Source organism: Kitasatospora sp. NBC_01250 (assembly GCF_036226465.1).
GTDB lineage: Bacteria > Actinomycetota > Actinomycetes > Streptomycetales > Streptomycetaceae > Kitasatospora.
This window is the reverse complement of record NZ_CP108476.1, coordinates 4473360-4486891: the sequence shown is the minus strand read 5'-3', so window position 1 is coordinate 4486891 and position 13532 is coordinate 4473360. Positions and strand designations below refer to the sequence as shown.

The following is a 13532-nucleotide window of genomic DNA, read 5'->3' as shown; positions in this document are numbered from 1 at the left end:
TATCGGTTCTTCAGGCGGTCCCTTACGGCAACCAGATCGTGCATAGGAAAAACTATGGGCCAAGGTCCGTGTCAGCGATGGAGGTCGTCCGTGAGCACCGAGCACGAGAGTGGTTCCACCGGGCCGCAGGGGGAGCACCTCTCCAGCGGTCACGGCGAGCCGGGGGGCACTCCGGCGGTCGGTGACACACCGACGGTGAGCGAGCCGGTCGTGAAGGCGCAGCCGACCCTGGCGTTCACCAAGGTGCCCGCACCCGAGGCCCCGGCCGAGAAGCCGGTCGACCCGCGCGTGGCGGCCCCGGCCGAGGCTCCCGCCGCCCCTGTTGCCGAGCCCGCCGCCGAGGCCCCCGCCGCCGAGGCCGAGGCGCGCCCCGCGGCGCCCGCCTACCTCGACGCCCCGCCGCCCTCGGCGCCCGCCTCCTCCTACCAGGACACGCCGCCCCCGGCGACCGCTCCGGCCGCCGGCGCCATGGAGCCGCCGGCCAACCCCTACGCCCCCCCGCCCGTCACCCCCGTGGCGGGCGGCGCACCGATCACCCCCGGTGTCCCGGCCGGCCCGCCCCCGCAGGCCGAGCACCACCCCTTCGGCGCCGGCACCCCGCTCGGCGACACCTGGTCGACCCCGGCCGCCGCGCCCGGTTACCCGGGCGGCCCCGGCTACCCCGGTGGCCCCGGCTACCCCGGCGCGGAGTTCCCCGGTGAGTACCCGGGCGCCTTCGGCACCCCGCCGGCGCCGCGCAAGAAGGGCAAGGGCGGCCTGGTCGCGCTGATCGCCGCGGTCGCGCTGGTGGCCGGTGTCGCCGGCGGCATCACCGGTGCCGCGATCAAGGGCAACGGCTCCAACTCCGCCTTCGGCAGCAGCCGCACCAGCACCACGGTCAGCGGCAGCACCAACCAGGCCGCCCTCAACCGGGCACCCGACTCGGTGGCCGGCGTCGCCAACAAGGCGCTGCCGAGCGTCGTCACCATCAAGGCCGAGGGCAGCTCGGAGTCCGGCACCGGCACCGGGTGGGTCTTCGACACCGAGGGCCACATCGTCACCAACAACCACGTGGTCGCCCCGGCCCAGGGCGGCGGCAAGCTGACCGTCAAGTTCTCCGACGGCAACAGCTACCCCGCCTCGGTGGTCGGCCAGGCCAAGGGCTACGACCTCGCCGTGGTCAAGCTGGACAGCCAGCCGAGCGAGAAGCTCACCCCGCTCCCGCTGGGCGACTCCGACCAGGTCGCGGTCGGCGACACCACCATCGCGATCGGCGCCCCCTACGACCTGGAGAGCACCGTCACCTCCGGCATCGTCAGCGCCAAGAACCGCCCGGTCGCCTCCGGCGACGAGAGCGGCACGCAGACGTCCTACATGAACGCGCTGCAGACCGACGCCTCGATCAACCCGGGCAACTCCGGCGGCCCGCTGCTGAACGCCAGCGGCTCGGTGATCGGGGTTAACTCGGCGATCCAGTCCAACTCCAGCGGCAGCGGCCAGGCCGGCAGCATCGGCCTGGGCTTCGCGATCCCGATCAACCAGGTCAAGCGGGTCGCCCAGATGCTGATCAGCACCGGCACCCCGGTCTACGCGACGCTCGGCGTGCTGCGCAACGACAACTACAACGGCGACGGCGCGCAGATCAACACCGCCCCCGTCGGCAACACCGCGGCGGTCACCCCCGGCGGCCCGGCCGACAAGGCCGGCCTCAAGCCCGGCGACGTGATCACCAAGCTCGACGGCGAGGTCATCGACAACGGCCCCGCCCTGGTCAGTGCCATCTGGACGCACGCCCCCGGCGAGCAGGTCCAGATCGACTACACCCGCAACGGCCAGCCCGGCCACACCACCGTCACCCTGGGCAGCCGCACCGGCGACCAGCCCTCCTGACCCGGACCGCACCACACCCACCGGAATCAGGTGCACCGAACCCCCGCGGACCCGTTAGGCTGACCTCCGCCTGGAGAGCTGCCCGAGCGGCCTAAGGGAACAGTCTTGAAAACTGTCGTGGCGTGACCCGTCACCGTGGGTTCGAATCCCACGCTCTCCGCGTGGACCGGCCCCTGACCAGCATCGCTGGTCAGGGGCCGGCGGTATTTCCGGTGACGATCCGTCACACTGGGCTCCTCCGACGAGAGGAGCCGACGGTGGGCGAGACGGTGAGTGAGCTGACGAGCCGGTTGGCGGCCGGGCTGCCCGAGGGGGCGGTGGTGGTGGATCCGGCGGTGACCGGGGCGTACCGGCACGACATGGCCGGGTTCTGCGAGGCGGGTGAGCCGGCGGTGCTGGTCTTCCCGCGGACGGTGGAGGAGGTCCAGCACGTCCTGCGCACCGCGAGCGGGTTGCGGGTGCCGGTGGTGCCGCAGGGGGCCAGGACGGGGTTGTCGGGCGGGGCGAACGCGGTGGCGGGCTGCATCCTGCTGTCGCTGGTGAAGATGGACCGGATCCTGGAGCTGGACCCGGTGAACCGGATCGCCGTGGTGGAGCCGGGGGTGGTCAACGCGGTGCTCTCGCGGGCCGCCGAGGAGCGCGGGCTGGCCTATCCGCCGGACCCGTCCAGCTGGGAGTCCTGCACGATCGGCGGCAACATCGGCACCGGCGCGGGCGGGCTGTGCTGCGTGAAGTACGGGGTGACCAGCGAGTACGTACTGGGCCTGGACGTCGTGCTGGCGGACGGCCGGCTGCTGAGCACCGGGCGGCGCACCGCCAAGGGGGTGGCCGGCTACGACCTGACCCGGCTCTTCGTGGGCTCCGAGGGGACCTTGGGCGTGGTGGTCGGCGCGGTGCTGGCGCTGCGCCCGGCGCCCGCGCCGCAGTTGGCGCTGGCGGCCGAGTTCCCGAGCACGGCGGCGGCCTGCGCGGCGGTCAACGCGGTGACCGAGGCCGGGTTCACGCCCTCGCTGATGGAGCTGATGGACTCGGTGGTGGTCGCGGCGGTCAACCGGTTCGGCCGGATGGGGCTGCCGGAGACGACCAGGGCGCTGCTCCTGGTCGCCTTCGACGGTCCGGAGCGCAGCAGCGAGCTGGCGGCCGTGGCGCAGCTGTGCCGAGCCGCCGGGGCCACCGAGGCGGTGCCGGCCGAGGATCAGGCCGAGTCGGAACTGCTGCTCCAGGCCCGGCGGTTGGCGCTGCCCGCGTTGGACTCCCTGGGCACCACGATGGTGGACGACGTGGCGGTGCCGCGCTCCCGGCTGGCCGAGATGCTGGCGGGGGTGGCCGGGATCGCGGAGCAGTGCGGGCTGACCATCGGCGTGGTGAGCCATGCCGGTGACGGCAACACGCACCCGGTCGTCGCCTTCGACGCGAAGGATCCGGAGCAGGTGGCGCGCGCGATGGAGTCCTTCGAGGCGATCATGGCGCTCGGGTTGGAGCTGGGCGGCACGATCACCGGTGAGCACGGGGTCGGGCTGCTGAAACGGGAGTGGCTGGCACGGGAATTGGGGCCGGTCGGCCTTGAGGTCCAAAAGCAGATGAAAGGATTGTTCGACCCCCTGGGAATCCTCAATCCGGGCAAGCTGTTCTGAGTCATTCCCGGGGTGGCGCCACGGGGGTGGCGCGGCTTCAGAAGGCCTTGGAACAGTGCTGGTTAGCGGCCCTGATGGCCGAGATCGACCTGTGGATATCGGCTCGTTGCGGGATCGGGTTTAGCTTTCCGGGATCACGCGATCGAGCGAATTGCCCGGTGGACTCTGGCGGTTCGGTGCCCGGGTGCGGAGTCTTGATTTCGGCGTCGCAGCCACGCAGGGGTTCGTCTGGCCGCGAACTCCCGCAGTAGTCAGTCCACTTCGGGTTCTCTGGAGGATTCCATGGCTCGCATCCGCACCGCCCGGCTGGTCGTCGCACTGGCCGCGGCACCGCTCACCGCAGGCCTGCTGCTGGCAGGTGCCGGCGCCGCCTTCGCCGACAACGTGGCCGGGTCGAGCGACGGCTCGAACAGCAGCGTCGTCTCCGACACCGGCAGCGGCAACATCTTCGGCGGCATCGACGGCAACTACAACGCCACCCAGCAGACGGCGACCGGCAGCGGCGCCTCGAACCAGAACAACACCCTTGGCGTGAAGGGGAACTCCGGACAGGTCCTGTCGGAGCAGGGCAACAAGAACCTGGACATCGTCTTCGCGCCCATCGGCGGGTGAACCCCCTGAGTCAGTGAGCGCGCTCCAGCAGGGGCGGGTGACGGGCGGATCGGCCATGCGTGGGCGAGTCGGCCGTCGCCGGAGACGGAAAGGGTCACCGGGCTCCGGTTCGTGGGCGGTGTCGGCAACGGCACCGCCCACTGGCATGTCGTGGCGCGGACGGTCCGCGGGCTGCGCCGACCGGGTGGCTTCGATGCGCGCACCGGCGCGTCCGCCCCCGGCTCGGCCGCCGCGCCCGGGGTCCGGCTCAGGATCGGGGGATGGTCCGCTACCTGCGTCCGACGGCGTTCTCGGCCGCCGCCCTCGTCCTGCTGCTGGCCACCGACACCACGGCCGCCCCCGGTGGCCGGCCCGGCCTCGCGGGGGTGGCGGGCCGGCTGTCCCCGGCCGGATGGGCGACCGCGGCGACGGCGGCGGCCGCGGCGGCCGCGGCGGCCGCGTCGACCGCGTCGACCGCGGCCCGCGCCGCGCCGCCCCCGGCACCGACCGTGCTGCCCGACCCAGGCCAGGCCCGGCTGGCCGGGGTGACCCGCACCGTCTTCACCGGCAGTGCCTTCGACGCCTGCAGCGCCCCGCCGCTGGACACCATGCGGGCCTGGCGCGGCGCCTCCCCGTACGGCGCGATCGGCATCTACTCCAGCGGCGGCCAGCGTGCCTGCGCCCAGCCCCGGCTGACCGCCGACTGGGTCCGCCAGGTCCGGGCGCTCGGCTGGCGGCTGGTGCCCATCCACGCGGGCCGGCAGGCGCCGTGCGCCCCACCGCCCGGCCGGTCGCGGTCGGCCGACCGGCCGCAGCTGATCGACCCGGCGCACGCCGTCCAGCAGGGCCAGGCGGAGGCGGCCGAGGCGGTCAAGGGCCTGCGGCGGATCGGGATCGGCCAGGGCGCGCCGGTCTACCTGGACCTGGAGGCCTACCCGCCGGGCAACGCCGGCTGCGCCAAGGCGGTGGTCGACTTCACCCTCGGCTGGACCCAGGCCCTGCACACCGCCGGGTACTTCGCCGGTTTCTACTCCAGCCTCGACTCCAGCATCACCGACCTGGCCGCCGCCGCCCGGGCCGGGGCGGCGCCGCTGCCGGACGCCGTCTGGTACGCCCACTGGGACGACCGCGCCAGCACCGACGGCGGTGGGGTGCTGGGCGCCGACCAGTGGGCCCGGCACCGCCGGGCCCACCAGCACCACGGGACCGTCCAGGAGACCCACGGCGGTGTCGGCCTGGAGATCGACCGGGACCAGCTGGACACCCTGGTGGCGCGCTGAGCCGGCCGGCGGCCGCCGCTTCGGCCGGGCAGCCCGCGGTCGGGCCCGAGCCCGGGCAGCCCGCGGCTCAGCCGAGCAGCGCGCCCAGGTAGCGCTCCGCCTCCGCCCGCAGCTCGGCCCGGCCTGGGACGTGCGCCTGCCCGGCGCCGGCCAGCGCGTTGAAGAGCACCCCCTCGGCCCAGCGGACCAGGCAGCGCGCATGCCGGTGCGGATCGGCCGAGCCCGCGAAGGCCAGCAGCTGGGCGAGCTGCGCGGTGAACCGGGCACCCGCGCGGTCGTAGCCGTCCCGCAGCTCCGGTCGCCGGGTGGCCTCCAGGGCCAGCTCGAAGCGGGCCAGGGTGAGCGTCCGGCCCCCGGTGAGCGCTTGGTGCACCCCGGCGGCCAGCAGCTCGGCCAGCAGGACGCGCGGCTCGGCCCCGGCAGCCGCGCCCACCTCGCCCGTCACGCCCGCTCCGCCCGACGGCCCTGCCCCGTCCGCCGGCGGCGGCAGCAGCATCGCCGAGGCCTCCCGCTCGGCGATCCGGTCCAGCGCGACCGCCAGCAGCGCCGCCCGGGTGCGCGCGTGGTTGGAGGTCGAGCCGGCGGGCAGCTGGGCCGCCTCGTCCACGGCCCGGTGGGTGAGCCCGCGCAGCCCCCGCTCGGCGATCAGGGCAATGGCGGTGTCGGCGATCAGGGCGGCGCGCGGCGAACTCATGTCCCCGATCATCCCGCGTCGAGCGCAGCACTACGGATGTAGTGACGAATGACTACACCCGTAGTACCGTCGGTCCCATGACGCAATCCCCTGAGCGGTACGCGGCCGTCGTCGGCGCCGGCATTGGCGGCCTGGCCGCGGCGCTCGCCCTGTCCCGACGCGGCTGGCGGGTCACCGTGCACGAGCGCGCCGCCACCCTCGACCCGGTCGGCTCCGGCCTGAGCGTGGCCCCCAACGCGCTGCGCGCCCTGGACCAGCTCGGTCTCGGCGACCGGATCAGGGCGCACGCCGCGGCCCAGGGCGAGGCGGCCCTGCGCCGCCCGTCCGGCCGTCGGCTGGCCCGCACCAGCACCGAGGGCTTCGCCCGCGCCTACGGCGATCCGATCGTCGTGCTGCACCGCGCGGAGCTGGTCGCGGCCCTGGCCGACCGGCTGCCCGCCGGCGCACTGCGCACCGGCGGTGCGGTCCACCTCGCCGACCCGGGCGACGCCCACCGCCCCGCCGTGCTGGAGACCCCCGACGGCCCGCTGACCGCCGACCTGGTGGTGGCCGCCGACGGCCTGCGCTCGGCCACCCGCGGGCAGCTCTTCCCCGACCACCCCGGCCCGCGCTACGCGGGCTGCACCAGCTGGCGCACGATCGTCCCGCGGCCGGCCAGGACCAGGCTGCCGCGAGGCGAGACCTGGGGCCGCGGCGCGCTGGTCGGTACCGTCCCGCTCGCCGAGGACCGCCTCTACCTCTACGCCGCGGCCTGGACCCCGCCCGGCGGCCGGGCGCCCGACGGCGACGAGCGCGCCGAACTGCTGCGCCGCTTCGGCGGCTGGTTCGCCCCGCTGCCCACGCTGCTCGCCGCCGCCGACCCGGCCGCGGTGCTGCGCAACGACGTCTGGGAGCTGGCCGACCCGCTGCCGGCCTTCCACCGCGGCCGGGTCGCCCTGCTCGGCGACGCGGCCCACGCGATGACGCCGTTCCAGGGCCAGGGCGCCTGCCAGGCCGTCGAGGACGCCGTCGTCCTCGCCCACCACCTGGCCGGCCCCGGGCCCGTGGCAGCGGCCCTGGCCCGCTACGGCGCCGACCGGCTGCCCCGCACCACCCGGGTGGCCGCCCGCTCCCGCCAGGTGGCCCGGCTGATCGCGCTGCGCACCCCGCTCGCGGTCGCCGCCCGCGACGCCCTGCTCGCCCTCGGCGGCCTGCTTCCGGACGGCGCCGTGGTCCGCGCCGCCGCCCCGATGCTCGACTGGCGGCCGCCCACGGCCGATGGTGCCGCCCGCGGCATTTGAGCTGATCGTCTCATTCGGCCGGGAGCTGCTGACAGCCACCGCGCGCGGGGGCCAGAATCGGCAGCGGGCCATCCGGCTACCAGTCGGTAGCAAGCGCGGTGGCCGACAGCCAGGCAGCCCGGTCAAGGAGGACCCCGCGTGTTCAGCACCATGCAGGACGTACCGCTCACCGTCGCCCGGATCCTGAGCCATGGCGCGACGGTCAACGGCCGGGCCACCGTGACCACCTGGACCGGGAACGGGCCCGAGGTGCGGACCTTCGCCGAGGTCGGCGCCCGCGCGGCCCAGCTCGCCTACGCGCTGCGCGACGAGCTCGGCGTCACCCCGGAGCGCCTGGTCGCGAGTCTGATGTGGAACAACGCCGACCACCTGGAGGCCTACCTCGCCGTCCCGGCCATGGGTTCGGTGCTGCACACCCTCAACCTGCGGCTGCCGCCTGCGCAGTTGGCGTTCATCATCAACCACGCCGCCGACCACGCGATCATCGTGAGCGGCAGCGTGCTCCCGCTGCTGGCCGGCGTGCTGCCGCAGTTGGCGCCCACCCTCAAGCACATCGTGGTCAGCGGCGCGGGCGACCGCTCGCTGCTGGCCGGCTTCGCCGGCACCGTGCACGAGTACGAGGAGCTGATCGCGGGCCGCCCCACCGAGTACGCGTGGCAGGAGGAGCTGGACGAGCGCAGCCCGGCGATGATCTGCTACACCTCCGGCACCACCGGCGACCCCAAGGGCGTGGTCTACAGCCACCGTTCGATCTACCTGCACTGCCTGCAGGTCAACTCGGCGGCCACCTTCGCCCTCACCTCGCGGGACATCGCGCTGCCCGTGGTGCCGATGTTCCACGTCGGCGCCTGGGGCATCCCGCACGCCGCCTTCATGTCCGGCGCGAGCCTGCTGATGCCGGACCGCTTCCTGCAGCCGCAGCCGCTGGCCACCATGATCGACGAGATCCGACCCACCGTCAGCGCCGCCGTGCCGACCATCTGGAACGGCCTGCTGGACGAGCTCGACCACCCGACCGACCGTCAGACTCCGTACCACACACAGTCGTTGCGGCAGGTGGTGATCGGCGGCTCGGCCTGCCCGCCCGCCCTGATGCGCGCCTTCCAGGAGCGGCACGGCATCCGGGTGGTGCACGCCTGGGGCATGACCGAGACCTCGCCGCTGGGCACCTACGCCCTGCCGCCGGCCGGTCTGAGCGAGGACGAGGAGTGGGCCTACCGGGTCACCCAGGGCGTCTTCCCGGCCTCCGTGCAGGCGCGGCTGACCGGCCCGGGCGGCGAGCGGATGCCGCACGACGGCGTCGCGGCCGGCGAGCTGGAGGTGCGCGGCCCCTGGATCGCGGGTGCCTACTACGGCGGCGCCGACCGTGAACCCGAGCGCCCCGAGGACAAGTTCACCGAGGACGGCTGGCTGCGCACCGGCGACGTCGGCACCATCACGCCGGACGGCTTCCTCACCCTCACCGACCGGGCCAAGGACGTCATCAAGTCCGGCGGCGAGTGGATCTCCTCCGTCGAGCTGGAGAACCACCTGATGGCGCACCCGGAGGTGGCCGAGGCCGCCGTGGTCGCCGTCCCGGACGAGAGGTGGGGCGAGCGCCCGCTGGCCACCGTGGTGCTGCGCCCGGACGCCACCGTCGACCTGCGCGGCCTGCGGGCCTTCCTGGCGGAGCGGATCGCCTCCTGGCAACTGCCCGAGCGCTGGGCGCTGGTGGCCTCGGTGCCGAAGACCTCGGTGGGCAAGTTCGACAAGAAGGTGATCCGCGCCGCCTATGCCGCCGACGAGTTGACCGTCACGCTGCTCGGCAAGGAGTGATACTGACGCTCCGTCAGAGCTGCGCCGGGCCGCACAGGGCCCGGCGCATCGCCAGCCGCGGCCAGCGGTCCAGGCCGTGTGCCGCCTCCCGGGCGCGGATCTCCCGCAGCCCGGGGCCGAGTTCCGACTCGGCCAGCGGCAGGAACCCGCAGCGGGCGTAGTACGGCGCGTTCCACGGCACCTCGGCGAAGGTGGTGAGGGTCAGCGCGGGCACGCCCTGCGCGGCGGCCAGCGCGGCGAGGTGGTCCAGCAGCGCGCGCCCGACGCCGCGGCGCGCGTGGTCGGGGTGCACCGAGACCTGCTCGACGTGGAGGTTGCCGTCCACCGGCTCGGCGAGCAGGTAGGCGGCCGGCCCGCCGGTCGCGGGATCGACGGCGACCCAGGCCAGCTCCGCACGCCGGTAGCGGGCGAGTTCGTCCAGCGGCAGCGGCTCGTCCCCGGCGATCTCGGGCATGCCGACCTCGTGGAAGCAGCGTCCGGCGGCGAGTTCGAGCTCCTGCAGGGCGGTCAGTTCGTCCGGGCGGACCAGGCGGATGATCATCCGGCCATTCTGCCCGTCCGCCCGTTCACCGACCGGCTCTTTTCCGCCCGTCACCCGGCGGTGGTGACCTCGCCCAGCGAGCCGATCCGCCCGAGCAGGTCCACGATCCGCGCCTGCACGTCGGCGCTGGTCGAGCGCTCCGCCAGGAAGAGCACCGTCTCACCGGTGCGCAGCCGGGGCAGCTCGGCCGGATCGAGGTCCACCGAGGTGTAGACGACCAGGGGCGTGCGGTGCAGCCGGTCGTTGGCGCGCAGCCAGTCCAGCAGCCCGAGCCGGCGGCGGCGGATCTGCAGCAGGTCCATCACCACCAGGTTCGGCTGGACGCTGCTGGCCTTGGAGACCGCGTCGTTCTCCGAGACCGCGTGCTCGACGTGCATCCCGCGCCGCTCCAGGCTGCTGGTCAGGGCGGCGGCGATGTCCGGGTCGCCCTCGACCAGCAGCACCCGGGCGGCGTGGTTCTCGCTGTCCCGCGGGGCCAGCGCCCGCAGCAGGACCGCCGGATCGGCGCCGTAGGCGGCGTCCCGGGTGGCCTGGCCGAGCCCGGCGGTGACCAGCACCGGCACCCGGCTGTTGAGTGCGGCGGTGCGCAGCGACTGCAGCGCGGTGCGGGTGATCGGCCCGGTCAGCGGGTCGACGAAGAGCGCGGCCGGGTAGGCGGCGACCTGGGCGTCCACCTCCTCGCGGGAGCGGACTATCACCGGGCGGTAGCCGCGCTCCTGGAGTGCCTGCTTGGTGGACGGGTCGGGCTCGGGCCAGACCAGCAGCCGGCGCGGGCGGCCGTCGACCGCCGGGCTGACCATGGTCGGGTAGTCCGGGTACTCGGGCACCCGCGGCGCGCCGCCGCCCGGCCCCGCGACCGGGTCGTCCTCCCCGGAGAGCCGGGGCAGGCTGCTGTCGGCGTCCGGCCCGCCGTGCGAGGGCGCCTGGTCCACCGCCCGGGGCAGCTCGGCGACCGCGCGCGGCGCGGTCCGCGGCTCGGCCTGTGCCGGCACCGCCACCTCGCCGGGCTGGGCCGGGAACGCGGCCGGGAAGGCGCTCGCGAACCCGGTGGGACGCGGCGGCGCCAGCTCGCCCAGCCCGCTGCCCACCGGCACCTGCTGGGGTGCGGGCGGCTCGTCGCCGGCGGCCGGCGGTGCGCTCGGCACTGGCGGCAGCGCGAGCGCGCCACCGGACCCGGCGGACGACTGCTGATCGGCCGGCCGCCCCGACTCCAGCGCGAAGGGGCCGCCCTCCGGCTGCGGGTGCTGCGCCGCGCCGGGGATGCCGAGCCGGCGCCGGCGCCCGGTGGGCTGCTCGGCCGGTACCGCGGGCTCGGCCGGCGGCTGGCTGGGCACGGCCGGCAGCGCGTGCTCCAGGCCGGGGTACAGGGGAGTGCCGGGCTCGGGCACTCCCGGCAGCGCGAGGGCGGCCGGCGGCTGCTCGCCCGGCGTGCCCTGCGCGGGCAGCGCCCGGCGCCGCCGGGACGGCTGACCCGGGATGGCGGCCGCGCCCGCCTCGGTGGGCCGTCCCTGGGGCGAGGGCTCGCCCTGGGCGGCGTCCGGGGCCTGCGGGCCGCCGGTCCCCGGACCGAGCGCGAACGGGGCGCGGGATGGCGGCCGCTGTTCGGCGTCGGCCGCCTGGTCGCCGGTCCCGGCGCCCAGTGCGATCGGGCCGCGCTCGGTGCCGCGGTCCCGCGCTGACCCGGGGTCAGCCGATCCGCTCCGGCCACCGGGCGAGGCCGTGCCCGCCCGCTCCGTGCCCTCGCCGTCGGGCGCCGCACCGGCCGGGCGCGGAGCCGGCTCGGGACCGCCCGCCATGCCCGGCAGGTCCGGTAGCACGGCCGTGTCCGTCTCCCGCGGCACCTGACGCCCGCCGTTGGTCGCCGCGCGCGCCGCCGCGGCCCGCGCCGCCGCCGCGTCGAGCGGCAGCTCCACGACGTACGTGGTGCCCGCGTGGTTGGGCAGTTCGTGCGGCTGGAGCACCCCGCCGTGCCGCTCCACCAGCCCGCGGGCGATCGGCACGTGGACCTTGCTGCCGCCCCGCCCGGGGCCGCGCACCTCGATCCGGGCCACGTCGCCGCGTTGGGCCGCCGCGAGCACCACCATCGGGGCCTGAGCACCGCCGGTGCCGGGGCCGTCCGCCAGTGCCGTGCCGCTCACGTCCGCCACCAGGTGCGCGAGCGCCTGGGTCAGCCGCTCGTGGTCGGCGGTCACCTCCACGGGGGCGGCGTGCACCGAGAAGCGCAGCTTGCCGGGGCCGACCAGCCGGCCCGCGTACTCGACCGCGCCGGACACCAGCTTGTCGAGCGTGGTCTGCCCGCGGTTGAGCGCCTCGGCGCCCTCGCGCGTCTCGCTCTGGCCGTCGCGGCCCTCCCGGCCCTCGTGCGGCTCGGCGCCGCCCGCCGCCTCGCGCTCGTAGCGCTGGTGGGTGAGCACGCCGTCGATCAGCAGGCCGAACCGGCGGCAGTCGTCGGACAGGGCACGCAGCATCCAGTTGGCCTCGGGCCACAGCTGCCCCGCCGGGTCGCCGGCCAGCGCGTCGATCCGCTCGCGCAGCGCCGTGAGGGCGCCGCTGACCTCGGTCTCCAGGACGGCGGTCAGGTGGTCGGCGCGCGCGGTCAGCGCCAGTTCCCTGGTCCGGTCGGTGAAGGTCATCACCGCGCCGACCAGCTGGTCGCCGTCGCGCACCGGAGCCGTCGTCAGGTCGACGGTGACCGGGCGGCCGTCCTTGCGCCAGAGCGTGGCCCCGCGCACCCGGTGCTTGCGGCCCGAGGTGAGGGTGTCGAGCAGCGCCGACTCCTCGGCGGCCAGCGGGGTGCCGTCCGCGCGCGAGTGCTGGACCAGCGGGTGCAGTTCGCGGCCGCCCAGCTCGCTGGCCCGGAAGTCCAGGATGTGCGCGGCGGCCGGATTGACCAGGACGACCCGGCCCTCCAGGTCGACGCCGAGCACGCCCTCCGCGGCCGCCCGCAGGATCATCTCGGTCTGCTTGTGCTGACGGCGCAGCTCCGCCTCCACGCCGAGCCGGCCGGAGAGGTCGCGGACCAGGAGCAGCAGCAGGTCGCTCGGGCTGGAGGCGCCGCGCGAGCCTCGGTCCCGGTACGGGTCGTACGGGACGACCGGGGCGAACGCGTAGCCGCGGCCCTCGCTGCCGTCCTCGTTGGCGAAGTCGTTGCCGGACACCTCGACCGGGAAGGTGCTGCCGTCGGTGCGGCGCGCGGTCATCCGCACCGGCTTGTCGGCGTCGTCCTGGTCGCGCGGAGCGGGCCGCATCGACCCGGGGATCCGGCTGGGGTCGAAGTCGGGGAGCAGGTCGAGCACGCCCATCCCGACCAGGGAGGTGCCGGGGGTCTGCAGGCTGCGCACGGCGGCGTGGTTCGCGTCCACCACGGTGCCGTTGCTGTTCACCAGCAGCAGCGCGTCGGGGAGCGCGTCGAGTATCGCGGCGAGGCGAGCAGCGCCTCGGATCGGCCTGCTGCTCACGTCGACAGGTCTCCTCACGACTTACGACTTGCGGTTCGCGACTCTCGCTCGCGGACCGGGCTGCCTCCCGGGGGTTGGAGTATCCCATTGTTTTTGCCGAGAGGACGACCTGCCTAGTAACGTAACCAGTGGTTGGTGCCGGAGCCCCGAGCTGTGGCATCATCACTGGCACGCGGACCGCATCGGTGACGATGGGGCCCGGGTGGATGGAGGCTTCGCCTAGTCCGGTCTATGGCGCCGCACTGCTAATGCGGTTTGGGTCTTAAAGCCCATCGAGGGTTCAAATCCCTCAGCCTCCGCCAGATCGAGAGCCCCGCCGACTTCGGTCGGCGGGGCTCTCGTCGTTCCGGGCCGAGCGGCACAGACCGGC

9 protein-coding genes and 2 tRNA genes are annotated in these 13532 nt (G+C 75.2%); 8 read left to right on the top strand and 3 right to left on the bottom strand.

The window, feature by feature from the left end:
* Positions 1-90 precede the first annotated feature (90 nt).
* The 5 genes from OG500_RS18610 to OG500_RS18590 all read left to right on the top strand — a co-directional run bounded on the left by OG500_RS18610 (position 91) and on the right by OG500_RS18590 (position 5374).
* The gene (locus tag OG500_RS18610; RefSeq protein ID WP_327067817.1) at positions 91-1869 is read left to right on the top strand and encodes a S1C family serine protease; all 1779 of its coding nucleotides are present in this window, start codon (positions 91-93) and stop codon (positions 1867-1869) included.
* A 72-nt stretch (positions 1870-1941) separates the two neighbouring features.
* Positions 1942-2029: transfer RNA gene (locus OG500_RS18605), tRNA-Ser, on the top strand.
* A 109-nt stretch (positions 2030-2138) separates the two neighbouring features.
* Positions 2139-3503 carry an FAD-binding oxidoreductase gene (locus tag OG500_RS18600; protein ID WP_329587624.1) on the top strand — a complete coding sequence of 455 codons (1365 nt, stop codon included), beginning with the start codon at positions 2139-2141 and terminating at the stop codon, positions 3501-3503.
* Positions 3504-3785: 282 nt separating this feature from the next.
* Positions 3786-4115 (top strand): hypothetical protein, encoded by a 330-nt coding sequence (locus tag OG500_RS18595; protein WP_327067796.1) that lies wholly within the window; start codon positions 3786-3788, stop codon positions 4113-4115.
* A 260-nt stretch (positions 4116-4375) separates the two neighbouring features.
* Complete coding sequence (locus OG500_RS18590) at positions 4376-5374, top strand: glycoside hydrolase domain-containing protein (protein ID WP_329581676.1); 999 nt, start codon at positions 4376-4378, stop codon at positions 5372-5374.
* A gap of 67 nt (positions 5375-5441) precedes the next feature.
* Here OG500_RS18590 and OG500_RS18585 read toward each other — a convergent pair whose 3' ends face one another.
* Positions 5442-6068, bottom strand: a complete 627-nt coding sequence (locus tag OG500_RS18585; protein ID WP_329581673.1) for a TetR/AcrR family transcriptional regulator — start codon at positions 6066-6068, stop codon at positions 5442-5444.
* 77 nt (positions 6069-6145) lie between these two features.
* Here OG500_RS18585 and OG500_RS18580 point away from each other — a divergent pair, with 77 nt between their 5' ends.
* Positions 6146-7348, top strand: coding sequence for an FAD-dependent monooxygenase (locus OG500_RS18580; protein ID WP_329581670.1), 1203 nt, complete (start codon positions 6146-6148; stop codon positions 7346-7348).
* A 138-nt stretch (positions 7349-7486) separates the two neighbouring features.
* A complete protein-coding gene (locus tag OG500_RS18575; protein ID WP_329581668.1) occupies positions 7487-9163 on the top strand; it encodes a long-chain fatty acid--CoA ligase in 1677 nt (558 codons plus the stop codon).
* Positions 9164-9176: 13 nt separating this feature from the next.
* Here OG500_RS18575 and OG500_RS18570 read toward each other — a convergent pair whose 3' ends face one another.
* Entirely contained in the window at positions 9177-9704 is a 528-nt protein-coding gene (locus OG500_RS18570; RefSeq protein WP_329581666.1) for a GNAT family N-acetyltransferase, read from the bottom strand.
* A 50-nt stretch (positions 9705-9754) separates the two neighbouring features.
* Positions 9755-13162 (bottom strand): PAS domain-containing protein, encoded by a 3408-nt coding sequence (locus OG500_RS18565; protein ID WP_329581663.1) that lies wholly within the window; start codon positions 13160-13162, stop codon positions 9755-9757.
* Between the two features lie 208 nt (positions 13163-13370).
* Between OG500_RS18565 and OG500_RS18560 the strand changes: the two genes are divergently transcribed.
* Positions 13371-13464 (top strand) — tRNA-Ser (locus OG500_RS18560).
* Positions 13465-13532 lie beyond the last annotated feature (68 nt).